This is a genomic window from Rheinheimera riviphila, assembly GCF_004005945.1.
Classification (GTDB): domain Bacteria; phylum Pseudomonadota; class Gammaproteobacteria; order Enterobacterales; family Alteromonadaceae; genus Pararheinheimera; species Pararheinheimera riviphila.
This window is the reverse complement of the sequence record NZ_SACS01000009.1, coordinates 140,924-167,682: the sequence shown is the minus strand read 5'-3', so window position 1 is coordinate 167,682 and position 26,759 is coordinate 140,924. Positions and strand designations below refer to the sequence as shown.

24 protein-coding genes are annotated in these 26,759 nt (G+C 49.7%); 5 read left to right on the top strand and 19 right to left on the bottom strand.

Going from position 1 to position 26,759, the window contains the following annotated elements; genetic code table 11:
• Nucleotides 1-254 precede the first annotated feature (254 nt).
• The 5 genes from EOE67_RS10350 to EOE67_RS10330 all read right to left on the bottom strand — a co-directional run bounded on the left by EOE67_RS10350 (nt 255) and on the right by EOE67_RS10330 (nt 4,594).
• Complete coding sequence (locus EOE67_RS10350; RefSeq protein ID WP_127699010.1) at nt 255-650, bottom strand: copper-binding protein; 396 nt, start codon at nt 648-650, stop codon at nt 255-257.
• 70 nt (nt 651-720) lie between these two features.
• The gene (locus EOE67_RS10345) at nt 721-2,136 is read right to left on the bottom strand and encodes a multicopper oxidase family protein (protein ID WP_127699009.1); all 1,416 of its coding nucleotides are present in this window, start codon (nt 2,134-2,136) and stop codon (nt 721-723) included.
• A gap of 39 nt (nt 2,137-2,175) precedes the next feature.
• Nucleotides 2,176-3,591, bottom strand: coding sequence for a TolC family protein (locus EOE67_RS10340; RefSeq protein ID WP_127699008.1), 1,416 nt, complete (start codon nt 3,589-3,591; stop codon nt 2,176-2,178).
• Nucleotides 3,588-4,016 carry a hypothetical protein gene (locus tag EOE67_RS10335; RefSeq protein WP_127699007.1) on the bottom strand — a complete coding sequence of 143 codons (429 nt, stop codon included), beginning with the start codon at nt 4,014-4,016 and terminating at the stop codon, nt 3,588-3,590. The genes EOE67_RS10340 and EOE67_RS10335 overlap by 4 nt, the downstream gene beginning before the upstream one ends.
• A 137-nt stretch (nt 4,017-4,153) precedes the next feature.
• A complete protein-coding gene (locus EOE67_RS10330; RefSeq protein ID WP_127699006.1) occupies nt 4,154-4,594 on the bottom strand; it encodes a hypothetical protein in 441 nt (146 codons plus the stop codon).
• Between the two features lie 164 nt (nt 4,595-4,758).
• On the opposite strand from EOE67_RS10330, the gene EOE67_RS10325 reads away from it, so the two are divergent.
• Together EOE67_RS10325 and feoB are read left to right on the top strand one after the other, a co-directional pair.
• On the top strand, nt 4,759-4,995 hold the full coding sequence (locus EOE67_RS10325; protein ID WP_127699005.1) for a FeoA family protein: 237 nt from the start codon (nt 4,759-4,761) through the stop codon (nt 4,993-4,995).
• Between the two features lie 117 nt (nt 4,996-5,112).
• Complete coding sequence (gene feoB, locus EOE67_RS10320; RefSeq protein ID WP_127699004.1) at nt 5,113-6,954, top strand: ferrous iron transporter B; 1,842 nt, start codon at nt 5,113-5,115, stop codon at nt 6,952-6,954.
• A 78-nt stretch (nt 6,955-7,032) separates the two neighbouring features.
• Here feoB and EOE67_RS10315 read toward each other — a convergent pair whose 3' ends face one another.
• The 3 genes from EOE67_RS10315 to EOE67_RS10305 all read right to left on the bottom strand — a co-directional run bounded on the left by EOE67_RS10315 (nt 7,033) and on the right by EOE67_RS10305 (nt 10,786).
• Nucleotides 7,033-7,977 carry a trypsin-like serine protease gene (locus tag EOE67_RS10315; RefSeq protein WP_164852286.1) on the bottom strand — a complete coding sequence of 315 codons (945 nt, stop codon included), beginning with the start codon at nt 7,975-7,977 and terminating at the stop codon, nt 7,033-7,035.
• A 252-nt stretch (nt 7,978-8,229) separates the two neighbouring features.
• Nucleotides 8,230-9,330, bottom strand: a complete 1,101-nt coding sequence (locus EOE67_RS10310; protein WP_127699002.1) for a dipeptide epimerase — start codon at nt 9,328-9,330, stop codon at nt 8,230-8,232.
• Nucleotides 9,320-10,786, bottom strand: coding sequence for an SH3 domain-containing protein (locus tag EOE67_RS10305; protein ID WP_127699001.1), 1,467 nt, complete (start codon nt 10,784-10,786; stop codon nt 9,320-9,322). The genes EOE67_RS10310 and EOE67_RS10305 overlap by 11 nt, the downstream gene beginning before the upstream one ends.
• A gap of 100 nt (nt 10,787-10,886) precedes the next feature.
• Here EOE67_RS10305 and EOE67_RS10300 point away from each other — a divergent pair, with 100 nt between their 5' ends.
• The gene (locus tag EOE67_RS10300; RefSeq protein WP_206099552.1) at nt 10,887-11,663 is read left to right on the top strand and encodes a L,D-transpeptidase family protein; all 777 of its coding nucleotides are present in this window, start codon (nt 10,887-10,889) and stop codon (nt 11,661-11,663) included.
• Nucleotides 11,660-13,174, top strand: coding sequence for a D-alanyl-D-alanine carboxypeptidase/D-alanyl-D-alanine endopeptidase (gene dacB / locus EOE67_RS10295; protein WP_164852285.1), 1,515 nt, complete (start codon nt 11,660-11,662; stop codon nt 13,172-13,174). The genes EOE67_RS10300 and dacB overlap by 4 nt, the downstream gene beginning before the upstream one ends.
• A gap of 34 nt (nt 13,175-13,208) precedes the next feature.
• On the opposite strand, the gene EOE67_RS10290 is transcribed toward dacB, so the two are convergent.
• Both EOE67_RS10290 and pxpB read right to left on the bottom strand, forming a co-directional pair.
• Complete coding sequence (locus EOE67_RS10290; protein WP_164852284.1) at nt 13,209-14,207, bottom strand: 5-oxoprolinase subunit C family protein; 999 nt, start codon at nt 14,205-14,207, stop codon at nt 13,209-13,211.
• The gene (gene pxpB, locus EOE67_RS10285; protein WP_127698997.1) at nt 14,204-14,941 is read right to left on the bottom strand and encodes a 5-oxoprolinase subunit PxpB; all 738 of its coding nucleotides are present in this window, start codon (nt 14,939-14,941) and stop codon (nt 14,204-14,206) included. The genes EOE67_RS10290 and pxpB overlap by 4 nt, the downstream gene beginning before the upstream one ends.
• Before the next feature lie 193 nt (nt 14,942-15,134).
• Here pxpB and EOE67_RS10280 point away from each other — a divergent pair, with 193 nt between their 5' ends.
• On the top strand, nt 15,135-16,124 hold the full coding sequence (locus EOE67_RS10280; protein ID WP_127698996.1) for an N-acetylmuramoyl-L-alanine amidase: 990 nt from the start codon (nt 15,135-15,137) through the stop codon (nt 16,122-16,124).
• A gap of 63 nt (nt 16,125-16,187) precedes the next feature.
• Here EOE67_RS10280 and pyrF read toward each other — a convergent pair whose 3' ends face one another.
• The 9 genes from pyrF to gyrA form a co-directional block, all read right to left on the bottom strand.
• Nucleotides 16,188-16,901, bottom strand: a complete 714-nt coding sequence (pyrF, locus tag EOE67_RS10275; RefSeq protein ID WP_127698995.1) for an orotidine-5'-phosphate decarboxylase — start codon at nt 16,899-16,901, stop codon at nt 16,188-16,190.
• Between the two features lie 17 nt (nt 16,902-16,918).
• A complete protein-coding gene (locus EOE67_RS10270) occupies nt 16,919-18,049 on the bottom strand; it encodes a tetratricopeptide repeat protein (protein ID WP_127698994.1) in 1,131 nt (376 codons plus the stop codon).
• Nucleotides 18,050-18,054: 5 nt separating this feature from the next.
• Nucleotides 18,055-18,297, bottom strand: a complete 243-nt coding sequence (locus EOE67_RS10265; protein WP_127698993.1) for a lipopolysaccharide assembly protein LapA domain-containing protein — start codon at nt 18,295-18,297, stop codon at nt 18,055-18,057.
• Nucleotides 18,298-18,346: 49 nt separating this feature from the next.
• Nucleotides 18,347-18,631 (bottom strand): integration host factor subunit beta, encoded by a 285-nt coding sequence (gene ihfB, locus EOE67_RS10260; protein WP_127698992.1) that lies wholly within the window; start codon nt 18,629-18,631, stop codon nt 18,347-18,349.
• 203 nt (nt 18,632-18,834) lie between these two features.
• Complete coding sequence (gene rpsA / locus EOE67_RS10255; protein ID WP_068065336.1) at nt 18,835-20,511, bottom strand: 30S ribosomal protein S1; 1,677 nt, start codon at nt 20,509-20,511, stop codon at nt 18,835-18,837.
• Between the two features lie 101 nt (nt 20,512-20,612).
• Nucleotides 20,613-21,296, bottom strand: a complete 684-nt coding sequence (gene cmk / locus EOE67_RS10250; protein ID WP_206099550.1) for a (d)CMP kinase — start codon at nt 21,294-21,296, stop codon at nt 20,613-20,615.
• A gap of 111 nt (nt 21,297-21,407) precedes the next feature.
• Nucleotides 21,408-22,697 (bottom strand): 3-phosphoshikimate 1-carboxyvinyltransferase, encoded by a 1,290-nt coding sequence (gene aroA / locus EOE67_RS10245; RefSeq protein ID WP_127698990.1) that lies wholly within the window; start codon nt 22,695-22,697, stop codon nt 21,408-21,410.
• Nucleotides 22,697-23,779, bottom strand: coding sequence for a 3-phosphoserine/phosphohydroxythreonine transaminase (serC, locus tag EOE67_RS10240; protein WP_276317440.1), 1,083 nt, complete (start codon nt 23,777-23,779; stop codon nt 22,697-22,699). Before serC ends, aroA begins: the two co-directional genes overlap by 1 nt.
• A 275-nt stretch (nt 23,780-24,054) precedes the next feature.
• Nucleotides 24,055-26,682: a DNA topoisomerase (ATP-hydrolyzing) subunit A gene (gene gyrA, locus EOE67_RS10235; RefSeq protein ID WP_127698988.1), complete on the bottom strand. Its 2,628-nt coding sequence runs from the start codon at nt 26,680-26,682 to the stop codon at nt 24,055-24,057.
• Nucleotides 26,683-26,759 lie beyond the last annotated feature (77 nt).

Genomic DNA, 26,759 nt, shown 5'->3' with positions numbered 1-26,759 from the left:
AAATTGCGAAGAAGTGGACAATGCCACTTAGGGACTGGAAACCGGCGATGAATCAGTTCATTATCATGTACGGTGACCGTGTATCGCTATGATAAACAGCCACTTACACAGAAAATTTTACATACTCCTGCCTCTATACTTGAAATTATCAGAATTGATGCACAAGTTTATAAAAACTGGCTAATTTTTTTAAATTTTTAGCCAGTTTCATCTAATTTCCAGATCAAGACAAGTACGTTTTCAGAACCAGAAAATTAAGGTTTTTGTTGTTTCTCAAGTGCTGTGATCAGTAACTTCCGATCTTGTTTTTCAGCAGCAAACAGCACTGCATCATCAACGGCAATACCTTGCAACATTGCCGGATCAGCGACTTTAAACACCATGGTCATTGCTGGCATGCCGATATTTTGGATGGCCTCGTGTTTTAAGGTGATTTTCCCTTCTGCCAGGTCGATTTTACGCACCGTTGCTTTGGTGAGTTCGGTGGTTTTTTGCTGTGCTGCATTCGCTGTTTGTGCTACCTCAGCATGTGCCGCATGGTTGACGCCGTCATGTGGCATGGCGCTGGCGCTACTGCAGCTTACCAGCAGCATCAAACCCAGGGTTTTGGACATCGTTGCGACTGACATGAGGTTGTTGTTTTTAATCATTTTATACTCCGTTATGAATAGTTATAGGTTCGGTTGAATCGGCATCATTGGCGTGTGCCATTTGTGGGCATTAGTGCCCGTCATGCGACGTTGGTTTTCGCACTTTCATTTCAATATTGTGTTGATGCTGGTGTTTCAGCGGCATTGACTGACCGCCGCTATTTCCATTTCGTTCCGGGTGTGCCAGCTCACCACCCTGCCATTCACTGGCAACGGTGCCCGCCGGATGTTCAAACCAACCCGGATCCTGATAGTTATTGGCAGGCTGATTGTCCCGAACCTTTAAAATACTGAACATGCCGCCCATTTCCACCGAACCAAAAGGGCCGTCGCCGGTCATCATTGGCAAGGTATTGTCGGGCAGCGGCATCGCCATTTCAGTCATATCGGCCATGCCGCGTTCGCCCATCACCATATATTCCGGTACCAGCGTCTGAATTTTTTTAGTCAAACCGCTGTGATCAACACCAATCATATTGGGCAAATCGTGGCCCATCGCATTCATGGTGTGATGTGATTTGTGGCAATGAAAGGCCCAGTCCCCTGCTTCGTCCGCAACAAATTCCAGCTGTCGCATCTGACCAACCGCAATATCGGCGGTCACTTCCGGCCAACGGCTGCCCGGAGGTGTCGGTCCGCCGTCGGTTCCGGTCACGGTAAATTCATGGCCATGTAGATGGATTGGATGATTGGTCATGGTTAAATTGCCGACCCGAATGCGCACTTTATCGTTAGTGCGCACCACCAATGGATCAATGCCCGGAAAAGCCCGACTGTTCCAGGTCCAGAGATTAAAATCCAGCATGGTCATGATTTTTGGCGTGTAACTTCCGGGATCAATGTCGTAAGCATTGAGTAGAAACACAAAATCTCTATCCACTTCAGCGATATGCGGATGCGGTTCTTTGGGATGCGTCACCCAAAAACCCATCATCCCCATCGCCATCTGCACCATTTCATCAGCATGCGGATGGTACATAAAGGTGCCGGGGCGGCGCGCCACAAATTCATAGACATAAGTTTTGCCAGGGGCAATCGCCTTTTGCGTCAGCCCAGAAACGCCGTCCATACCATTGGGCAGCCGCTGGCCGTGCCAATGCACCGATGTATGTTCCGGCAATTTATTGGTGACAAAAATCCGTACCCGATCGCCCTCCACCACTTCAATGGTCGGCCCCGGCGACTGGCCGTTATAACCCCATAAATGCGCGGTCATACCGGGCGCAATTTCGCGCAGCACCGGCTCGGCCACCAAATGAAATTCCTTGATGCCCTGATTCATCCGCCAAGGCAAAGTCCAACCGTTTAGCGTGACGACCGGGTTGTAATCGCGGCCGTTGTTAGGCTGCAATGGTCCCATGGTATTGGGAGACGTTTGGATCACCGCTTCCGGAATAGCGGCCAGCGCCGATCTGCTGACTGCGGCAGCGCTCACGCCGGCGGCAATGGCGGCGACATTTTTCAGTAAATCTCTTCTTGAATACATGCGAAAACTCCCGAATCTTCGTTGATTGGCCACAGACGTTTAGTGACCACCGGCGCTACTTTTATTTGGCTGTAATAACGGCGCCGGAAAATCTGTCCCTGGCGTACCAATTTGCGCCATTTCCAGTTCGGCCGTTGCAATCAGAAAGTCTCGATTTGCATTGATTGTGCCGGTAACAGCGCTGATTTGGCTGCGGGCATCGGCCAGCAATTCAAACACACTGATAAACATACCGTTATACAACAGCTGGTTTTCTTCAGCGATCTGCTGCGCCAGTGGCAGTACCGTTTGCTGATAATGCAGCGCGATATCGTGTTGCGTTTGATAGTTGTAGAAACTTTGTTGCAGTTCTGCTCGCGCCTGAATACCAATGCTGGTGGCCTGTGCGACAGCTTGTTGATATTGCGCCTCGCCACGTTTGAGCCGATGTTGACCAGCGTCAAACAAGGGTAATTCGAACATCAGGCTGTAACTGCGCTCATCGGAATGTTGCACATTACCGGCAACTTCCGCTGAAAATACATTCACTAACCGGGTGGCTCGCGTGAGTCCAGCCTGATCGGCAAGCCGGGTTAACTGCATTTTTGCCAGTTGCACATCGAGCCGTTGATCCAGACTTTGTTGCGCGGTTTTGGTAATAATCTCGATTGGTTGGCGCTGTTGCGGCACTTGAGGTAACCGCTGTGGTAATTGCAGCAGATCTGCGGTTTGCCACAACCCAAGCTGGCGTTTGAGTTTTTCACGGCTGCTATGCAGTGCCTGACGCGCCAACACCAAATTAAGCGTGCTGTCGCTTAAAAAACTTTGCTCACGTAAAAACTGCAATTTATTAAAATTACCGGTAGCCGCCATCCGTTTCGCCAGTTCAGCGCTGGCTTCGGTGCCGTGCTGTACTTTTTCGACAAAAGTCAGCACTTCAGCCGCTGCCACAGTGTGCCAGTACGCCAGTTTAGTGTTGTGAATGATCATCGCAATCCGCTGCGCTGTAGCAAGCCGCGCCATCGAATAGTCCTGCAGCGCCAAATCGCGCACTGTCGGCAGCGTCAACAGTGCCAACAAGTTAAAACCAAACTCAAGCTCGGTACTGCCGTCACCGCCGGTTTCGCGGGTTATTTTCAGCCCGGGATTGGGCATGGTCGATAACTGGCGTAAATCGGCCTGCGCTATCCCCAACGACCAAAGTTCAGCCTGAATATCGGGGTTGTTCAAAATGGCAATTTCAACCGCCTGTTGCATGGTCAGTGGTTGTTGGAGCAAGTCGTGCACTCTGGCAGCGGCGTTTTCCTGCTCGGCCTTATTAAACGAAAGATGCAGTGGATGATGCAACGACTGTGTCATGACACTCTGTAATTGGCTGGAAATCACCGCGACATCGTCACCGCTTTGCACCGCGCAGCCACCAAGTGTCAGCAGCACCGTGCTTAGCAGCAATGGCAAGTATTTCTGGTTGTTCATGGCTGATCCTTTACCGGTGTGGCCGCTGTTGCCGGCTTTGGCTTTTTGTCAGCGTGATGGTGATGCTTTGAATGGTGTTCTGCCGGCTTTGCTGAAGGCTGCTCTGGTACGGCAGCATCCGCTTCACTGGCGTAAAACATCCAGCCACCGAGCTCTTTGACTCTGCTGTTGGCAGCTTGCCAATTGCTGATTTTCGGCATGGCGATCGTTTGTGTTGGTAGCGGTTGATACGTGTGACGTTCGACCGATCCAACGTCTGGATTTGCCATCGTCAGCACGTCCGGTAGCTGCACATTCGGTATCGGCTCTGGGTGCGCAGGCTCCGCTGCAATGGCTACGGTGCCACTATGCAGCAGACAGCTCGATAACAGCAGCGGCAAAAGCGCGCGCTTGGACTCACGCCCTGGCGTTTTAAAAATAGTCATCAGGTTATCCCCAATTGTTTAATCAAAAACTAGATAAAGCTGCAACAAATTATGGTTGTTAAAACCTGTTTCGTTGAAGTTGGAAGCTTATTGCACCAGACAGCAGATAGCTGTAGGTCAAAGCTGATAGTGAGAGCTTAGTGTTTAGGAGGTCGTTCCTGGGTGGGACTTTGTGATTGGAGATAGAAATCGTCGAAGTATTGAATTTTTTGCTGAGCAATAGTGGCTTTCATCTGCCACACCGTTGGCATTGCGGCGCCATGAGCGGTTGAACAGCCATCGCAGCTGGGGCAACTACCACTGCAATGTTGCTGATCAGCGCTCTGATCACAACAATCATGCAGATTGGACTGCTGATCTACGGCATGGTCGTGGTCAACACTGTCTTGCAGATTGTGGTGAATAGTATGTTCCGCATTGCTATGAACTTGAGCGGCTATCTGCACGGTATGAACTGTCTGAGCTTGCAAAACTTCGGTCGTCTCGTGCGTTTGGCAATGCGCCATAGCCGAAGCTCCCACCTGGCTAGACCAGGCTGTCAGTGCAAAACATAAAATCAGTAACAGTTGCAGTCGCATCAATGCTCCTTATGCAAGAAGGTGCAAATTAACCGCTTCTGCGGTGCGGGTCAACTGCAAATCATCGCACGACGAATGGCAGCCTAAATCATTTGTACCTCCCTGGCATTTCGGGGATAATGCAAATACTTTGCATTAGCATCTTAATTGAAATTGGATTGGTTATGCTGACATTATGGGACGCGCCTAAAGGTGCATCGGTCACGATTACGGGTCTGAAACAAGGTCTGCACCAGCTGGTACTGAACCGGTTAAGCGAAATGGGTTTAGATCAAGGCCAAACCGTATTGTGTTTGCGCCGCAGTCCATTTAATGGTCCGGTGGTGGTGGCGATTGCCGATTGTGTTTATTCGCTGGAACAACAAATTGCCAGCCACATTTTTATTCAGCCACTGTCGTAACGCTATGGTTTTGCTGATAGTCGTGATCCGGCTAATTGTTGCTAAAGTCCATTTATCACTGTCCTGCACGACGTTATCGAAAACGTCCGTTGTTGTGCCAAGCCCACAGGTTCCTTTATGAAACGTATTATTCTGGTTGGAAAACCAAACTCAGGCAAAAGCTTATTATTTAACCAGCTCACTGGTTTACGACAAAAAGTTGCCAACTTTCCCGGTGTCACGGTCGAGCTAAAAACCGGCCGCTTTGATGCGTTCGAGCTAGTCGATTTTCCGGGTACTTACTCGATGAGCACCCTATCGCGTGACGAAGATATCGCGGTCGAAAAAATTAATCAGGCGCTGCTCGATGACAATACCGCACTGATTATTTGTAATCTTGATGCCACCAGGCTGGAAAGTAGTCTGGTGTTCGGCATGCAAATGCTGGCGCTGGCACGGCGTTTTAATAAAAAGATGCTGTTTGCGCTGAATATGATTGATGAAGTCGAGCGTTTTGGTCACCACATTGACGTGAATGCTTTGGCGGCAGATGTGGGTTGTCCGGTAGCGGCTTTGTCGGCGAAAACTTTACAAGGGATCAGCGAATTTAAACAGCAAGCTTTGGCGCTGGCGAATGCGCCAACCGTCCCTGCAGAGCCAATGAATGAAGCCACCACCGCCAATATTGCAGCGGACACGCCGGTCAACCCACTGGTGCAAAGCCGTAAACTGGCGGCCAAATATGGTATCAAAGCCAGCATCGTTCTGAAAACCCAAAATCGCATTGATGCCTTTATGCTGAATAATGTCAGCGGCAGCATTGCATTTTTATTAGTGATGTTCTTGTTATTTCAAAGTATTTTCACTTTTGCCACACCTTTAATGGATGGTGTTGAAAATGCGTTGGGTGCCCTGGCGCAAGCCATCACCGGCATGATTGGCCCGGGGATGCTGAGCGATTTCCTCAATGACGCCATTTTTGGCGGCTTAGGTTCGTTTTTAGTGTTTGTGCCGCAAATTATGGTGCTGACACTCATCATCGGCTTACTCGAAGACAGTGGTTATCTGGCGCGGGCGGCGCTGATTTGCCATCGGCCATTAAGTTATTTTGGCCTGTCCGGCCGCAGCTTTATTCCTTATTTATCAGCACATGCTTGCGCTATTCCGGCCATTATGGCGGCCAGAACCATTGAATCGCCGCGCAAACGCTTGATTACCATGCTGACTATTCCGCTGATGTCGTGCTCGGCGCGGTTACCGGTGTATGCGTTGTTGATCAGCGTGCTTATTCCGCAACAACAATATCTCGGCGGTTTGATTAACTTACAGGGGGTGGCGTTTTTCTCATTGTATTTATTCGGGATTTTGACGGCGCTACTGGTAAGCTTTGTGCTGTCGCGCACTGCTAACGATGATGCCAAATCTGATATGCCATTTATTCTGGAGCTGCCAACCTATCGGTTACCGCACTGGAAACCGCTTATTCACCGGGTGGTGCAAAGCGCCAAACAGTTTATTTATCGTGCCGGTCCGGTGATTTTTGTGGTGTCGCTGGTGATTTGGACTTTGGGATATTTCCCGTCCGACGCCGGTGGTCTGGAATATTCTTACCTGGGGCAAATTGGTCATTTTATCGAGCCGCTGTTCACGCCACTTGGCATCGACTGGCGTTATGGCATTGCCATTCTGATGTCATTTTTAGCCCGGGAAGTGTTTGTTGGCGCATTAGGCACCTTATTTGGCATTGAAGGCGCTGATGAAAATATCGCAGGTCTGGCTGCCAATATTCAGCAAGATGGCCTGGCTTTTGGCGCTGGGATCGGGATTTTGTTGTTTTATGTGGTTGCACTTCAATGTGTGGCGACCGTTGCCACGCTTAAAGCCGAAACTGGCAGTACCAAACTGGTGTTAGGTTTAGTGGCAGGTTACGGCGCCCTGGCCTATTTACTGGCATTTATGGCCGCCAGCCTGATTGGTTAATTTGCTGATTAAATAACGACCAGAAAAAAGGCCAGCGTATGCAGACGCTGGCCTTTTGCTTTCTTCATGACTGCCAGATTAAGCGTCTTGACGACGACGGCGTAAACCTAACAGCATAAAACCTGCACCGAATAAGGCAATGGTTGAGGTGACCGGCACTTCTTCCGCAATGTAGCTGTCAATCCAGCTTAAAGTATCGCTGACACGGGTGGAAGCATACAGATTGCCATAACCGGCCTGATAATCACCAATTTGCCAGCCCAGTGAATGGACACCAGCTAAAAAGAATTCACCGGCTTCCTCAATAAAGACTGCGCCACCTGAATCGCCACCAGCAATCGAATATTCCAGACCTAACGCCAGATTATCTGAGCTGAAACCAAAATCATTGAAGCCATAAATAAAGTTGACCCAATCGTTGTACACATCACCGTAGCTATCAGTTGCAGCTGGATCCGGATGATCAAAATCAGACCACATCAGTTGCTCACCAGTCCCGTCAGTTGAAAACATACCGTCAACCACGTTCTGGCCTGCACGACGAGTACCAGCACCCATAGTTGCACCGGTAGTACCATTACCAGTAGCGCCATAACCAACATGAGTGCCAACAGCACCTGCTTCACCAGAACCGCGATACAACTCAGCCGGGCCAACATCAAAGCCTTCTTCCACATACATCAGGCCAACGTCCCAACCTTCAATTAAGTTGCCAGTCCAGTTGTTATGCGCAACCCAGGACGTCGCGGTGTAAGTTTTATGGCCAAGAATACCTGAGCGGTCGGCATTAAATTCGGGTAAATGGAAAGTCATGGACGTCGCTTCATCGACACAGTGCGCGGCTGTTAATACCCAGTGTTTGGCAACCACGGTACCACTACAGATATAACCACCATCGTTGGTATCAAATAACACCGCACCGACGCTGTCGAATTGTGATTGATAAGAAAGGTTTTTATACGAAGAGTCTGGCACATCGTGACGGATCACACCGGCGTTAGCGAAGCCGGAAAGTAATGTCAAAACAGAACCAACTGCGAAAGCTTTTTTTATCATAGTGTGCTCACTTATAGGAATGGATTATGTTGCAATTAATTCACATGCCAGATTTGAGCCAATATTAAATTATTCTAATATCAATGATTTAGATTACACTAAATTACATGGTGTAAAAATATATGACGAAATATTGTGCAACATGGTTATTCGAAATCGGCACAAAGACCGCTGAAACTTCTTAAGTTTTAATCTGATGCAGGTTTTCGTCGTGACCATTTACAGCAGTGTCGTTACACTTTGTAAATGACCAATATGCTGGATCCCAAGCCCTGGACTGCTATTGAGGACGATTTGAGACCGGTCAAACACAGTTCCGCCCTGACAAGGATTAAACCGGCACAATGTCGGCCCGTCTAAATCAAATTTACTGACCAAAGGCGATAACGCACTCGCCAGATGTGCCGCCGCTGCAACGCTGATAGCGGATTCCAGCATACAACCCATCATACAAGGCACCTGATACAAACCAGCGATTTGCGCCGTCAGGATGGCTTTACTGATACCGCCGGTTTTCATCAGTTTAATATTGATGATATCAGCGGCTTGTTGCTCCAGTAGCTGAATAACTTGCTGCGGACTAAAGGCGCTTTCATCCGCCATCACCGGTGTGTGTATTGCTGCAGTGACTGCTTTTAGCCCCGCCAGATCCTGCGCTTTCACCGGCTGTTCCACTAACTCCAGTTCCACACCGGCCTGTTCGATTTTCGACAACGCATAAATACTTTGTTTGGCGGTCCAGCCCTGATTGACGTCCAATCGCAGCGCTATACCGGCTGGCACTGCCCGACTCACCGCTATCACCCGCTCGATATCTTGCTGCAGATCAGTCCCCACTTTGAGCTTTAGTTGCTGATAACCGAGCGCCACCGCTTTTTGCGCATCTTCATTCATCGTCGCAGTGGCATTGACGCTGATTGTCAAATTGGTGCTAAGTTCGACCGGCCCGCCGCCAAGCAGTTGATAAAGCGGCAGCCCTGCGAATTGCGCTTTTAAATCATATAAAGCAATTTCAACCGCCGCTTTGGCGCTGGTATTGCCGATCACACTCGTCTGGACGATGTTCAGCAGCTGATTAAAATCCAGCAGCGATTTGCCTAATAGCCGTGGTTTAAGCACCTGCTCCACCACAAAATACATCGACGCCAGACTTTCGCCGGTGATCACCAGCGTGGGCGCCGCTTCGCCATAACCAGTAAAGCCTGCACTGCGAATAGCGACGACCAGATCCTGCACTTGCTCTACGGTGCGTAAAGCAGTTTTAAACGGCGTCACTAACGGAACTGTCAGCACATAACAGTCAATTTGTTCAATCAGCATAAAACTCCCGGCTGAGGCTTTTCAGCAGATAAATGCCATCGATATACGATTGTTGCGGATTGCGTTGCAGCGGCGATAACGGGGTAATGCTGACGCCGTTAAGCCGCGAATCATAAAAACTGCCATCCGCTTTGAAATAATGCAGACCCGCGACATCGTGGATCACAAAAGTCTCGCCACTTTCCTGCCCCAAAACCAACATCACATGCCCTGGCATAAAAATCAGATCGCCCGCTTGCGCCAGCTGCAGACTTTGTTGTTTTTCCGCCAATGAGGCTTCGGCGAGCGACCGCACCGCACCGAAGCTCTCCAACCCCTGACTACCGGTATTGCGCGGCAGCACCAAGCCAAAGCTGCGGAACACCTCACCAATAAAACCGGAGCAGTCACGCGCGTTGAGATCATGCCCCCAGCCATAACGCTCGCCCAGAAATTTAAAGGCCTGGGCTAAGATATTGGCTTTGGTGAGCGGCAGATAGCGCTCAGCAACATCCTGATTTCTGGCGATTAATGCACTCACCAACTCTAGCGATCCATCTGGCTGACGGTTTGGCAGCTGTACCACATAGCTAAAACTGGCGTTTTGGCCATGGATCACCATCTGGTGTTGCCGCACTCTTGGTAGCTTGACGCCCATCTCAAGTTGCACCACTGAAGCTAGTGGCATTTCTGGCGTGACGTTGGTTGCAGCGCGGGCGCCGGTGATCAGGACAAAATCTTTCGCCTCAACAAACTGCTGTACCACCGATTTTTCAGCCAGCGCAAAATGCGCCGTCGCCAACCAGCCGTGGTAATGATAATGCCTGACAAAGGCCCATTGCCGATCCTGACTATAATGCAGCACCTGGAGCGCTTCACCGGGGAACACTGCAGTTTCCTGGAATCTGTCTAGCTGCTGATCAGTAGCACTACTAAAAACTGCGTCTTGAGTCGGAAAGGTTCGAAGATTACCGCGGCTGGTGACTAACGCAAAACGAGCGCCTACTTGAGCTGATAGATTTTCTAACGCCAGTCGTTGTTCAAACTGTTGCCAGTGTTCAGTTGTCAGCAGCTCCCCGGCCTGATTAAATCTTGGGTTGGTAGAAGCATGACTTAAATCGACAATCATTTTTCTGACAGCAGCTGCCAGATAAGATTCAGGCTCGGCAAATACGTCAATCACTTCGGGTAAGATATTGATTAAATGCTGGTTAAAGCGCTTAATTTCAGCGAGACTTAACAGGGTTTGCTCAGCATTCGCGGTTTTTTGCAGCCAATAATCTAGGTGCAGATGGTCTGCCGTTAGCTTTGGGATGTCACTTTGAAAGCTTGATGTAGATGCTGAAGTTTGGGTTGGCGTTTTAGGTAGCGGCACTGTGCTACAAGCGGTGCCAAAGGCCAACAACAGCCACGCCAGACCCAGCCAGCAAGCGGCGTTGAATTTCGGACGGAACAGATATAATTGGGTCGTTTTCAAGCCTGAATGTCGCTGGCTAATCAGAGATAACCCTCAGTATACTGAGGGTCCACAGAAACACAACCAACACCCCTGACACTGCGGATTTTTGAGGATGGTTATGCGTTTACTGGCAATATCTGTTTTATTTTTAACAGCTTGCAGCGTGGTGCAAACTCCAGCGCCGAAACCTGCTGAGCCGTCGCAACTGGCTATAATCGGTGGATCCACCCAGCTGATTGTGGTGGTCAGCGACGGTTGGGACGCCAGCCACGGGCAGCTCTATAGCTTTGAAAAAATGCACAATCGCTGGCACGCACAACCGATGCGCGGTGCTGTGACTCTCGGCAAAAAAGGCCTGGCCTGGGGTTTAGGTCTACACCCACAGCAGCCCGGCCTGCAAAAAGTTGAAGGTGATGGCCGGGCACCAGCAGGTTTGTTTACGCTGAGTGGCGCTTTTGGATATACCACGACTTTGCACACCGCAATGCCTTATCAAGCGATGCAAGCGGATGATTTTTGTATCGATGTCCCTACATCGCCCCTATACAACCAAACGGTTGACCGGCGGAAGTTTCAGCCACGATGGACCGCGAACAGCACCGAGCCGATGCGTCGTGATCTGCACAACAAGGGCGATCAGGTATACCAACAGGGTTTATTTATCGACCATAATCCGAGCAATATCGCAGGTAGCGGCAGCTGTATCTTTATGCATTTATGGCAATCGCCAGTCACCGCCACAGCTGGTTGTACTGCCATGGCAAAACCACAACTCAGTGCCCTGCTTAGCTGGTTAGATCCAGCGAAAAAACCGCTTTATTTGTTATTGCCGAAACAGCAATATCAATTATTAACACAAGCATGGCAGTTGCCGGAGCTCCCACCTACACCATGAACTTTTTAGATGTAATCGCCATCAGCAGCCGAAAATTCCGCCATTGCAGCTGGTTATTCCTGGCGGTGCTGGTTAGCGCTTGTAGCAGTACCCCAAAATTTCAGTTGCAGCAGGATATCCTGGCCGCCGGTTTATCCCCGGATGACGTTTCGGTGCTGATGCTGCCGCTGTCAGTTAATACAGATGGTAATGCAGATGAGCTGTCATTCGCCGCCGACCGGCCGATGCAGCCGGCTTCCACCATGAAGTTGCTGACCACCAGCGTCGCACTGGATCTGTTAGGCAATAACTGGCGTGGTGAAACCCAGTTATTGGTGCAGAAAACTGATCTCGACCGGCAGACCTTATCCGGGCCTTTAATAGTGCAAGGTCGTAGCAATACCGATTTAAGTTACGGTGAGCTGAACTTTATGCTGCAGCAACTTTATGATCAGGGTGTGCGGCATATCCCGGCAGGATTGCAGTTTGACCGCGAAAGTTTCAGTCCGAACCGGCCGTCGCCAACCGCTGAGCCATTTGATGAAGCGCCCCGCGCCCGATACAACCATGTGCCGGATCCACTGATGCTGCAACAAAATATGCATTGGTTGTCGTTGCAATCGGCGGCAAAAGGCGTCAAAGGCTGGTTTAGTCCGGGCTGGCCGGCATTGCAATTGGATCTGAGCGCTCTCAAGCTGGTCGATGTCGCTTGTGATACGTTTTCCATCCATCGGCAGCAGATTGTTGTACAGCAGCGATCAACAGAACAATTATCACAGGAACAATCATTACAGGAGCAACGGCAACTAAAAATCGTCGGCGAATTTCCAGCTAATTGTCAGTGGCAAGGTCAATTAGAACTGCTCGATCGGGATCTAAATTTACAGCTGGCCGTGCAAACATACTGGCGCCAACTGGGCGGCACTATGGGTAATAGCGTTATTTTTAAACAAGCTGATGCAGACAGCCAACTGCTGGTGCAACATCTTGGTCGGCCGTTGCCGGAAATTGTCTCGCGGATCAATAAATTTTCTGACAACGCCCTGGCGCGGTTGCTGTATGCCAATCTGGCTGAGCCTGTGGACACAAATCCAACGCCGAGCACATCACATACCACGCAACAACTGGCCGACCAGCGTGTTCACCATTGGTTTAAGCAGCACAACATATCAACCGCAGGGCTTGTCATCGACAATGGTTCCGGCTTGTCGCGTTCGGCACAAATCAGTGCACGCCAGCTTGCTGGCTTACTTGACGCAAGTTGGTTAAGTCGTTACAGCGCAGAATTTGTCGCCAGTTTGCCGCTGGCAGGGGTCGATGGCACTTTGCTACAGCGGTTAAAAAATGGTCCAGCCTGGCAACGCGCGCGGCTAAAAACCGGCACATTACGCGATGTCACGGCGCTGGCGGGTTATGTTTGGGATAGTCAGAACCGGCCGTGGATTTTTGTCGGTTTTGTCAACGCAGCGCATGCTTCAGCAAAAGGACGGCCATTATTGGATAAGTGGGTACAACAGCTGGCCGGGCAATAACTCCAGCCGAATTTATACTCGACAACGCCATGGTTTAGCCACGAATCTGCTGCTCCAAAGTGCTTAACCAAAGTTCGTGCGCGCGGGCTTGCTCCACCGCCTGCTGCTGCGAAACTTCAACAAAGCGTAGCAAATTTCCCGGACGGCATTGGCCCAAAGCGTTGACCCCCAACCGGGTCACTGCGCCAATTTTCGGGTAACCGCCAATGGTCTGATGGTCGTTCAGCATCACAATTGGCTGGCCATCAGCCGGTAACTGAATGGCCCCCAAGCAAATACCTTCCGATAACAAGGCCTGACTCGCCACTGGCAAAGCAGCACCACGTAACCGCATCCCCATTCGATCCGACATCGGTTGCACCTGATACACATTTTGCTGAAACCGGGCCAAGATGGCTGCGCCAAGCTCCGCCTGCTGGGCTCCAGCCACAAACGGAATATTTTGCATCGCTTTGGCTTTGAGCTGAAACTGGTAATCGACACTGCGCACCGATGGAAGTCGAATGACTGTGCTGGTTGTGCTGGCCGGTCTGGCAGCCACCGTCAAAGCGGTGCCCGATTGCAATGGTTGTCCATTAATACCGCCAACCCCTTCCCGCAGCACCGTGGCACAGCTGCCCAGCACCGGAGTGACCAAAAAACCACCGCCAACTGCCAAATAACAACGGACACCTGCTTTGCTATAACCGATTTCAAGCTGGTCGCCATGCTGCAGCTGCATACTTTGATAACGCTCATAGCGTTGGCCATTTAGAAAAACCGGCATTGCGGCGCCTGTCACCGCAACCGTGACGCTGCCGATAGCACGAAACTGCACTGCACCCAGCCCTATTTCTAAAAGCAGCGCTGTGGGCTCGTTGTCGACCAGCGCATTGGCAAGCCGGGCTGACGTAGCGTCAACCACACCGCCCTGTGTCAAGCCCATACTGGCGGCGCCAAAACGTCCTAAATCCTGCAGCTGAGTAAACACATTCACTTTTTGCAGCACCAGAGCCGCTGATTCGGATACTGATCCCGATCTAGGCGCTGTCACAATTGACCTCCAAGGCGCAGATATTCAGCACGTTCAATGGGCACAAATCGCACCGCGTCACCGGTGCTTAGCGCCATCGGCGGATCTTTTTGCAGGTCAAACAACGGGATTGGGCAATTGCCAAGCAAATTCCAGCCGCCGGGTGATGCGGCCGGATACACCGCCGTCTGGCGATCGGCAATGGCCACACTGCCCGCTGGCACCTTTAATCTGAGCGTTGTTAACCTGACGGTAGCGATCCGTTCATCAACCCAACCAAGATATGCAAAACCTGGCGCAAAACCAATGGCATACACCTGATACTGCTGTTCGCTGTGGATTTTGATCAATTGATTTACGCTTAAGTGATGCTGCGCTGCAACAGCCGCCAGATCGGGACCCGTTTCGGCACTGTAATAACAAGGTAATTCAATCAGTTTGCCACTGCTGTCGGCTGCGCTTTTCGAACTGCTAACGCCTTGCTTACTGCGTAGAGCCAGCTCTGGTAGCTGTGCTAATAAATCGGCGAGGCAAAGCTCTAGCTGTGATTGATCTAAGCGCAGAAAATCGTACACCAGCAGCACTGAATTGTAGGAAGGAATGATTTCCTGTAGCAATGAACCCAGCTGCTGACGCAGTTGCTGGCTTAACCACTGCACCTGAGCTAACACCTGCGGATCGGCCACCGGCGCCAGATAAATCAGCAGTGCGTTTTCCCCTGCCTGGCGGATTTGCGGGTAGTCTGAGTGGTTCATAACGAACATCCTTGATAATGAACAACATTTCTAATCAACAACATTGCTGCGGCTAAACTAGCGCGGGCGCTTTGGATAAGCAACCTTTTAACCCGATAGGCGGTTCAAGATTTCGCTCTGGCGACAACTATGGTAAAACAGCTTTGGTAAAACAGCTTTGGTAAAACAACGGTATTACTTCAAAGGATTGCAGATGTTCAGGTACCAACCGAGAGTTTTAGTCCCAGGTGCTCAAAACACCGTCGGCACCATGTTTTGGCATGGTAGTCTTGCCGCGCTGCTATTTCTCGTTGGCGGCTGTAGTCAGACACCTTATCTGCAGGTCGATCAGCAATATCAATCAGCAAACCGCAATGACCGGGTGCGCTTTGTGGTCATTCACTACACCGCTGGCAATTGGCAACATTCGCTGGATATTTTAACGAAGCCCAACAAACGGCCGGTTAGTTCACATTATCTGATCCCACAATCCGGTGATAAAACCTATCCTGCCGACCAAGCATTAAAGGTGTACCAGCTAGTACCAGAGCAACAGCGCGCCTGGCACGCCGGTGGTAGCCAATGGGAAGATCGCAGCGGCTTAAACGATCATTCCATCGGTATTGAATTAGTGAATGAAAGTTGGTGTGGACAACGGCCAAATCGGCTGCAACAGCAAGCCGAGCTTTGTGTGGCTGCCGATTTTGATCCGGCACAATTGCAGCTGTTACTCGGCTTGTTAAAGGACATTCTGGCCAGAAATACCGATATCACCCCGACCCGTGTGCTTGGTCACAGCGACATCGTGCCACTTCGAAAACAAGATCCAGGCATTCGTTTCCCCTGGCAATGGTTAGCCGCCAATGGCGTCGGAGCTTGGTATGACGCTGCGGTGATGCAGCGCTACTGGCAACAGTTACCTGCGTTGCCGGAGATCAAAACAGTGCAACGCGCATTAAAACTGTATGGGTATGGCATTCAGGTCACTGGCGAACACGATGTTCAAAGCCGCGCTTTTCTGCTCGCCTTTCAGCGACATTTTGTACCAGAGCAATTAACCGGTGAGCCCGATCTAAAAACGATCGCTGTGCTGTGGGCGCTGCTGGAGAAGTATTTCCCCAAGGCGTTGCAGCAAGAGTCCAGTTTGCAACTGCTGCCGCCGTCAGCTTCATCGCTACCTTCAGTGTCGATTACGCCGCTTTAAAATTTGCGCAATCGGGCATTTGGCTCCATTTACTGTACCTGTTTAAGTTCAGGGGAAAGAAAATCAACCCGAGACCTTATTCAGCTGAATTTCCTGATAAATAGCCTGCAATGCAGCCAGCGGATCAGCGGCCTTGGTAATAGGACGACCGATCACCAGATAATCCACACCAACCGCCAGTGCTTCGTTTGGCGTCATCACCCGTTTTTGGTCGTCAGCTTTGGCAAATGACGGTCGGATGCCTGGTGTGACTAAACAAAAACTCTGACCGAATTGTTGTTTTAATATCGCCGCTTCCTGCGCCGAACACACCACGCCATCGAGACCCGAATTTGCGGTCAGCGTTGCCAGTTTTAATACCTGCTCGGCCGGAGTTAAGTTGATACCAAGCTCAGTTAAATCAGCTTGTTCCATCGACGTCAGCACAGTGACGGCAATCAATAACGGCTTGTCGGCACCAAATTTAACCAGCGCTTCGCGCGCCGCAATCATCATCTTGCTGCCACCACTGGCATGCACGTTGACCATCCACACCCCTAAATCGGCTGCAGCTTGCACGGCTTTGGCGACAGTGTTTGGAATGTCATGGAATTTTAAGTCTAAAAACACTTCAAACTGCCGCTGTTGCAGTTCGCTTACAAAAGATGGACCAAAATGGGTAAACATCTCTTTACCGACTTTTAACCGGCATAACGCAGGGTCTAATTGACTGACTAAATCCAAAGCGGCTGATTTTTGTTCAAAGTCGAGCGCGACAACAATTGGGCTATTTTTCATAAACTAAACCTTTGAGATTAACGACCATCGATGCCGGAAAGTGGCTCCACCGTTTCCCACTGCTGACAGGACGGGCATAACCAATAGGTTTGGCGGGTTTTAAATCCACAATTACGGCAACTGAATAAAATTTTGGTTTCCAGATAAGCATTGACCAGCTGTTCGACCGAATGCAAAGCCGCGCGATGCTCAGGCTCAGTGATTTGGCGTAACTGCAATAAACGCTGAAATAACCGGATGTTTGGTTTTTGTTGTAGCTTCTCTAGTAAAAGTTGCTCACCCGCTGCTGGCGATCCGGTCTGGACCAGCCAATCCGCTAAGAAAATGGTTGCGGTGATGTTTTTATTTTTGTGCGCCAGCTGGCTCAGTAACTGATACCACTCCGCCGAAGGCAACTGACACTGTGCCAGGCCTGGCAGAATTTCTGCCGCCCATTGCGGTTTTTGCTGCAGCACGGCCTTAAATGCAACGGCCGCTTCTTCCGGCAACTGCTGTTTTAACAACATTTGCGCCAGCTCAAATTTAGGCCGGATGGCTTGCGGGTATTGCTGACTGAGTAACCGCAGCGAAAAAGCGTCCAGCGGTTTTTGCTGATCAAGGCAGCGCATATTGGCGATGGCAATCCGTAGCGACTTCGAATCTGTTTTATCGACATCGTGGCTGAACGACACGGCTTTATGCCACTCATGGGTGGCAATAAACAAGGTGAATAACAGTTTCAGGGTTTTTTCACGTAATTGCTCGGCCTGCACCAGCTCGGTCAGCAGCTTCTCGGCGCGATCATAAAGTCCGGCCGAAAAATAGTCGTTGGCCAGTTCCAGCTGAATTTGCTGGGCCTGCGTTTTGGGCAGTTTTAGATGATGTAATTTTTCGTGGATACGGATGGCTTTATCCCAATCTCCACGACGGCGGAACAAATTGGCGAGAGCCAGATAGGTATCAATGGTCGCAGCTTCAATATCGAGTAACTGCAACAACTGCTCAATCGCTTTATCTTCTTGATCGGTCAGTAAAAAATTCAAACCAGAGGAAAGGTTTTTGGCAACATGGGCTTTGCCTTTGAGCTCTTCCCGCCGCAGGCTGTTACGACCATAAAACCAACCGTAGGCGGCAGCAATCGGCAATAACAGAAAAAGCAGCTCAAGCATAAGGGTCAGGACTTACCAATGGTTCTGGCAAACCAACGTTTGGTTTTGAGTTTGAATAAAATAGACAGGGACAAACTAAGGCCAACTGCAAAACCGAGTAACAAAAACAGCAGGGCGATATCCACCACCCTTAGTTCGGCTTTGGCGATAAAATAGTTGAGTTCGGCAGCTTGTTGGTTGATAGAGCCAAAAAACAGGCCAATCACCAGCAACGCGATAAAACAAAATATATAAACAAGTTTTCTCAAACCCAACTCCGCCGGCACTGATTAACAGCAGTGCTGAAGACTTCCATGATCAGGTATTCGTTTTTACACGGTCGCGTAATTCTTTACCTGGTTTAAAATGAGGGACGTATTTACCGTCGAGTTCAACTTTGTCACCGGTTTTCGGATTACGACCGACCCGTGGTGCACGGTAATGCAGAGAAAAACTACCAAAACCACGGATTTCAATGCGCTCATTGACAGCTAAAGAACCGGCCATCTGCTCAAGGATCTCTTTTACTGACGACTCTACATCCTTGACCTGGACGTGAGGAAAATCACTAGCAAGTTTTTCGATCAATTCAGATTTGGTCATAGACCCTCCGCTTAGATTTTGGTCTGGAGAATTCGGTTGGGGCACCTAGCGCCCCAACCGATTTACTTCAGCATTTTACCCTTTATCTTTGAGGCTATAGCTTTGTTGCCTTTGTGCTCTCACCCCAGTCACATAGAACAGCTATGCTCCTGGGGATTTGCGCACTCGGCGCCGCGCTATAATCTCAAAGCTCTTGGGTAAGCTTAGTCAGCTTTTTGAGCTGCCTTGAATGCTTCAGCCATAGCGTTACCACCAAAATCAGTATCATCCTGCTTCTTGATAGTGTCCATAGCTTCTTTTTCTTCAGCTTCGAACTTAGCTTTGATTGACAGGCTGATTACGCGGTTTTTGCGATCAACACCCATCAGACGAGCTTCAACTTCTTCGCCAACTTTCAGTACTGTAGATGCATCTTCGATACGCTCACGAGCGATGTCTGATACACGTACATAACCTTCAACGCCGCCTTCCAGCATTACTGTAGCGCCTTTAGCGTCAACAGCAGTTACGTTGCCTTTAACGATAGCACCTTTTTTGTTATCAGCAAGGTAGCCATTGAACGGGTCTTCGTCTAATTGCTTGATGCCTAAAGAGATACGCTCGCGCTCTGGGTCAACTTGCAGTACAACGGCAGAAACTTCGTCACCTTTCTTGAATTCGCGAACCGCGTCTTCACCGGTAGAGTTCCAGCTGATGTCTGATAAGTGAACCAGACCGTCGATACCACCGTCCAGACCGATGAAGATACCGAAGTCAGTGATTGACTTGATTTTACCTGAAACGCGGTCACCCTTGTTGAAGCCCTTCGCGAACTCTTCCCATGGGTTAGCTTTACACTGTTTCAGACCTAAAGAAATACGACGACGTTCTTCGTCGATTTCCAGAACCATAACTTCCACAGAGTCACCTAAGTTAACAACTTTAGATGGGTGGATGTTTTTGTTGGTCCAGTCCATTTCTGAAACGTGTACCAGACCTTCAACGCCTTCTTCGATTTCAACGAAGCAGCCGTAATCTGTCAGGTTAGTTACGCGACCAGTGATGCGAGCACCTTCTGGGTAACGTGAAGCGATAGCTGCCCACGGATCTTCGCCCATCTGTTTCAAGCCTAAAGAAACACGTTGTTTCTCACGGTCGAACTTCAGAACTTTTACTGGGATCTCGTCGCCAACATTGACGATTTCGCTTGGGTGCTTAACGCGTTTCCAAGCCATGTCAGTGATGTGCAGTAAGCCGTCTACGCCACCTAAATCTACGAATGCACCGTAGTCAGTCAGGTTCTTAACGATACCTTTGACTTCCATGCCTTCTTCCAGGTTTTGCAACAGAGTATCGCGTTCAGCACTGCTTTCAGATTCGATCACAGCACGACGTGAAACAACAACGTTGTTGCGCTTCTGGTCTAATTTGATAACTTTGAACTCAAGTTCTTTGTGTTCTAAGTGCAGAGTGTCACGTACCGGACGTACGTCGACTAATGAACCAGGCAGGAATGCACGGATACCGTCAACTTCGACAGTGAAACCGCCTTTAACTTTACCTGTGATAACACCGATAACGGTAACTTTGTCTTCACAAGCTTTTTCCAGGCGTACCCAGGATTCGTGACGTTTGGCTTTCTCACGAGACAGTAAAGTCTCACCGAAACCATCTTCAACTGCATCCAGAGCTACGTCGATGATGTCACCAACGCTCACTTCAATCTCGCCAGCCAGGTTTTTGAATTGTTCAACCGGAATAGCAGCTTCAGATTTCAGACCGGCATCAACCAGAACGACATCTTTATGAATAGCTACGATTCTACCTTTAACGATTGAACCTGGACGAGTTTCGATAGTCTTGAGGCTTTCCTCAAATAATTGTGCAAAATTTTCAGTCATTTTTCACTGTTTCAGTTAGTTGCACCACTCTCAATCCAAATAAAGTGGGGTTGCTTAATTTACCTCAAACATTCCTTGTCTGGGGCTGTCCAAAGTGCAGCTCAGGCCTGGTTCAGTTGCTTCTTAACGAAGCTCAGTACCTCTTGCAACACTTGATCAATGGATTTATTGGTCGAATCTAACAAGTAAGCGTCAGCAGCCGGAACTAAAGGTGCTACAGCGCGGTTCATATCGCGCTCGTCTCTTGTCTGAATTTCGCTCAAAAGGTCGCCGATGTTAACATCATGTCCCTTTTGTTTCAACTCTAAATAACGACGGTTGGCGCGCTCTTGAGCGTCAGCCGTTAAGAAAATTTTGACTTCGGCGCCAGGGAAAACCACGGTGCCCATATCGCGGCCGTCGGCTACTAAACCAGGAGTTTCGCGAAAGGCGCGTTGCCGACGTAACAGGGCTTCCCGTACGCGTGGCAGTGAAGCAATTTTAGACGCGACTGAACCAACTTGCTCAGTGCGGATAGTATGGGTGACGTTCTCACCTTCGAGCGTAATTTTTACGTTACATAACTCGTCGCAGGTAAATTGAACGTCCAGATGAGCAGCCAGTGGTTGTAACGCTTCTTCATCTTCCGGTGCAATGTTGTGGTGGATAGCAGCTAATGCCAGAACCCGGTAGATTGCGCCGCTATCGAGCAGGTGCCAACCAAGTTTTTGTGCAACTAAACGGCAAATGGTGCCTTTGCCTGAACCACCAGGGCCATCGATGGTAATCACCGGCGCTTGCGTCATTATGCCTCCAAGAATGCTACAACCATTAAAGTGGCGGCATTATACAGACAATTGTGACAAAAAGCGCGGTTTCTGCTTGAAAATCAACAACGAAAAGCGCAACCCAAAGGGTTACGCGTTTTTTACCGCCAGTGATGCAAATACATCAAAATATTGAGGAAATGTTTTGCGGGTACAATCCGGATCTTCAATCGTCACACCGCACTTCGCAAATGCCAGCATCGAAAAGCACATCGCCATCCGATGGTCATTGTAAGTCGCAATACTGGCGTGTTGAAGTTGCACCGGTGGTTCAATCCGGATGTAATCATGACCTTCTTCCACCACAGCACCGACTTTACGCAATTCAGTTGCCATCGCGGCTAAGCGGTCAGTTTCTTTCACCCGCCAGTTGTAGACGTTGCTGATGAGCGTTGGCCCTTTGGCAAACAATGCAGCCGTCGCAATGGTCATCGCAGCATCGGGAATGGCGTTGTAATCCCGCGAAATGCCATGCAGCTGGTCTCGCGTAACCGAAATATAGTCAAAACCCCAGTCCACTTGCGCGCCCATCGCTTCTAACGCATCGGCAAAATGAATATCACCCTGCACTGCGTTTTTGCCAATGCCGGTGACTTTAATGGTGCCACCGGCAATCGCCGCAGCAGCCAGGAAATAGCTGGCTGATGAGGCATCACCTTCCACCAGAAAATCGCCAGGCGCTTGGTACTGCTGTGAACCTTTCACCACAAACCGCTGATAGTTTTCATTTTGTACTGTGACACCAAAACGCGCCATCAATGCCAACGTAATATCAATGTAGGGTTTAGAAACCAAATCACCTTCAATTTCAATCACCGAATCGCCGTTAAGCAACGGCGCAACCATCAATACGGCGGTTAAGAACTGACTGGACACACTACCATCAATTTTCACCGCGCCAGCCGTCAGCGCTTTGCCGCAAATACGCAGAGGTGGATAATCTTTGTTACCTAAGTAGTCGATATCACAGTGCCACTGCGCTAACGCATCGACCAAATGGCCGATCGGACGCTCGTACATCCGCGGTTCGCCCGTCAGCGTAACATCGACGTTTGAAGCAGCCAGCGCAGCAGTGAGTGGCCGCATGGCGGTTCCGGCATTGCCTAAATACAGCTCCAGCGGTTCAGTAACAGCAAAAAGTCCACCGAGCCCCTGCACCACACATTCAGTTTTTGCATTCGACAGCTGGTAACTAACGCCGAGTTTATTCAAGGCGTTTAGCATATGCTCGACATCTTCACTGTGCAGCAAATTGGTGATGCGGGTTTCACCTTTGGCCAGCGCCGCTAATAACAACACCCGGTTGGAAATACTTTTAGAACCCGGCAAATGCACAGTGCCTTCGACTTTTTTTACATGCGATAAGGTCAGGGTTTTCATCAGCCGTGCACCCGCTCAAATTCTTGCATAAAGGTCACCAGCGTTTGAACACCTTCTAATGGCATCGCATTGTAGAGGCTAGCACGCATGCCACCGACCATCCGGTGGCCTTTGAGTGCCAACAAACCAGCGGCTTCAGATTCAGCAATAAACAGATCATTTAATCTGTCATCAGCCAGGAAAAATGGCACATTCATCCATGAGCGATTCGCTGCTGCCACGTCGTTACGATAAAAATCCGATTGATCAAGGTAGTTGTATAAAGTGTCGGCTTTACGCTGGTTGATCTGCCCCATGGCTGCGACACCGCCCTGGCGTTTTAACCATTCAAACACCAGACCCGCCAGATACCATGCATAAGTTGGTGGTGTATTGAACATTGAGTCATTTTCAGCGGCTAAGCGGTAATCCAGAATGGCAGGAATATTCGCGTCCGCTTTGGGTAACAAATCTTCGCGTACAATCACCAGCGTTAAGCCTGAAGGCCCGATATTTTTCTGCGCACCGGCGTAAATCACACCGTAACGGCTGACATCCAGTGGCCTTGATAAAATGGTTGAAGATAAATCGGCGACCAGCGGCACTTGCGTATCAGGCACACCGGTAAATTCCAGGCCATCAACGGTTTCATTCGGACAAAAATGCACAAAGCTCGCTTGCGGGTCAAGCTGCCAGTCCTTTTCGGCCGTCAAACTACGGACACCGTCTGTTTTTAACTGGATTTGCTGGGTATTGATACCGCCAAACTTTACCGCTTCTTCAGCTGCAGCCTTCGACCAGGCGCCTGAAACAATGTAATCCGCTTTTTTGCCAGGCTGCATTAAATTAAGTGGTACTGCGGAAAACTGCCCGCGTCCGCCGCCATGCATAAACAGCACTTTATAATTACTTGGCACCTGCATTAAATCGCGTAAGTCTTGTTCAGCTTTGGCCGCAACCGCCATAAATTCTTTGCCACGATGGCTCATCTCCATAATGGAGCAACCACGACCATGCCAGTTAATCAGTTCTTCCTGCGCCTGCAACATTACTTCGGTCGGCAACATTGCCGGGCCAGCGCAAAAATTATAAGTTGTCATGATGTCCTCATTTTTTTGTTGAAATCGAAAAAATCGAAAAGGCCTGGCGTGGACCTGGCACTGTCGCGGATGAGTTTTAGTTTTTATTGCGACAGACTATTGCCATCTGGATGGCTTTAGTAAGTTTGAATAAACACTCTACCGTAAATCGACCATCGCAGAAAGTGAAAAATGGCTGCGATACTGGCTAAAACGTTGAATTACGTCACTGATAGCCGTTCCGGCCATAAATTACAGGCAAAAAAATGGGCGCCGCAGCGCCCAATTCTTCAACACGATTATTCTTCTGAATCATCCGGTTCAACTTCAACATCTACGACGTTTTGTTGATCCAGTTGCGCCACTTCAGCTTCTGCTGCAGCCAGCTCTTCCTGATCCTGAATTTCATCAATCCGCTGTACGCCAACGACTTTTTCGCCTTCCTGGGTACGGATGAGGATCACGCCAGCGGTGTTACGACCAACCTGCGATACTTCTTTCACCCGGGTCCGGACCAGCGTGCCTTTGTTTGAAATCAACATGATTTCATCCAGCGCGTTCACCTGTACCGCACCGACCACGAGGCCGTTACGCTCAGAAACCTTGATCGAGACCACACCTTGCGTGGCGCGGCTCTTCTCTGGGTATTCCGCCAGTGAAGTACGTTTGCCGTAACCGTTTTCGGTCACAGTTAAGATAGCGCCATCAGACTTAGGTACGATCAGAGACACAACTGAGCCATTTTCACGCAGTTTGATACCACGGACGCCCGTTGCAGTCCGGCCCATACCACGCACCTGTTCTTCGTGGAAACGGACTACCTTGCCGTCATCCGAGAACAACATGATCTGGCTATTACCGTCAGTGATATCAACACCAATCAGCTGATCGCCTTCGTTCAGGTTCACCGCAATAATACCGTTGCTACGTGGACGAGAGTATTCAGTCAAGGCGGTTTTCTTCACAGTACCAAAGGCTGTTGCCATAAACACGTATTTGCCTTCTTCGTACTCGCGGACCGGCAGAATGGCGGTAATACGTTCACCATCTTCCAGCGGTAACAAGTTGACGATTGGCTTACCCCGCGCCTGACGGGAGGCCAGCGGCAATTGATAGACTTTCATCCAGTACAGACGACCGCGATCTGAGAAACACAAAATCGTATCGTGGGTGCTGGCAACCAATAACTGGTCAACAAAGTCTTCGTCTTTCACCGTAGTGGCGGCTTTACCACGACCACCACGACGCTGCGCTTCATAATCTGACAGCGCCTGGTACTTGGCATAACCTAAATGCGACAAAGTGACGACTACGTCTTCTTCCGCGATTAAGTCTTCCATGTTGATATCAAGCGCGTTGTCTTGAATTTCAGTGCGACGGGCGTCACCGTAAGTGGCTTTTGCCGCTTCCAGCTCTTCACAGATCACTTCCATCAGACGTTCCGGGCTTTCCAGGATGTGCAGCAATTCGGCGATTAAATCCAGCAGCTCTTTGTATTCACCGAGAATTTTTTCGTGTTCCAGACCGGTCAGCTTGTGCAGACGTAAATCCAGGATCGCCTGTGCCTGCTGTTCGGTCAGGTAATAATAGCCATCACGAATACCAAAATGCTCTTCCAGCCATTCCGGACGGGCTGCACTTTCGCCGGCACGTTCCAGCATTTCTTTGACGTTACCCAGCAACCAGCCGCGGGCGACTAAACCTGCTTTGGCATCGGCCGGGCTTTGTGAGGTTTTAATCAGCTCGATAATTTCATCGATATTGGTCAGCGCAATCGCCAGACCTTCTAAAATGTGCGCGCGATCACGGGCTTTTTTCAGGTCGTACACGGTACGACGGGTCACCACTTCACGGCGGTGCAACACAAAACATTCGAGGATTTCTTTTAAACCCAGCAGTTTTGGTTGACCTTGGTCCAGCGCCACCATGTTGATCCCGAACACCGTCTGCATCTGCGTCTGGGTGTACAAGTGATTCAGCATGACGTCTGAAGATTCACCGCGTTTTAGTTCGATAACAATCCGCATCCCGTCTTTGTCAGACTCATCCCGCAGCGCAGAAATACCTTCGATACGTTTTTCTTTGACCAGATCGGCAATTTTCTCAATCAGACGGGCTTTGTTCACCTGATATGGAATTTCATCAACAACAATGGTCTCGCGACCAGTTTTGTCATCAGTTTCGATATGGGTTTTGGCGCGGATATACACTTTGCCACGACCGGTGCGGTACGCTTCTTCAATCCCACGGCGACCATTGATAATAGCTGCAGTCGGGAAATCTGGGCCCGGAATGTATTCCATCAGTTCAGGAATAGTAATGTCCGGATTGGCGATAATCGCCAAACACGCATTAATCACTTCACTAATGTTGTGTGGTGGAATGTTGGTCGCCATACCTACAGCGATACCGCTGGAGCCGTTGATCAACAAGTTAGGAATTTTGGTCGGCAGCACGGCCGGGATCATTTCAGTACCGTCATAGTTCGGTACAAAATCGACAGTTTCTTTGTCTAAATCAGCCAGCAACTCAGTGGTGATTTTCGCCATCCGCACTTCGGTGTAACGCATGGCTGCTGCGGAGTCGCCGTCCACTGAACCGAAGTTACCCTGGCCATCGACGAGCATATAACGCAGTGAAAATGGTTGTGCCATCCGGACGATGGTGTCGTAAACCGCAGTGTCACCATGTGGGTGATATTTACCGATCACGTCACCGACTACACGGGCCGACTTCTTATAAGCGCGGTTCCATTCGTTGCCAAGTTCTTTCATGGCGAACAGGACACGGCGGTGTACTGGCTTTAAACCGTCCCGAACATCGGGTAAGGCCCGGCCGACAATTACGCTCATGGCGTAATCGAGATAAGAATTTTTTAATTCTTCTTCAATATTAATGGGAACGATTTCTTTGGCCAGATTTGTCATAATAAAGCTTTTTTCCCTTAAAATCAGACAGATGACTCGCGTTTAGTTCTAATATCCGCGCGGCGAGAACCGGGGAT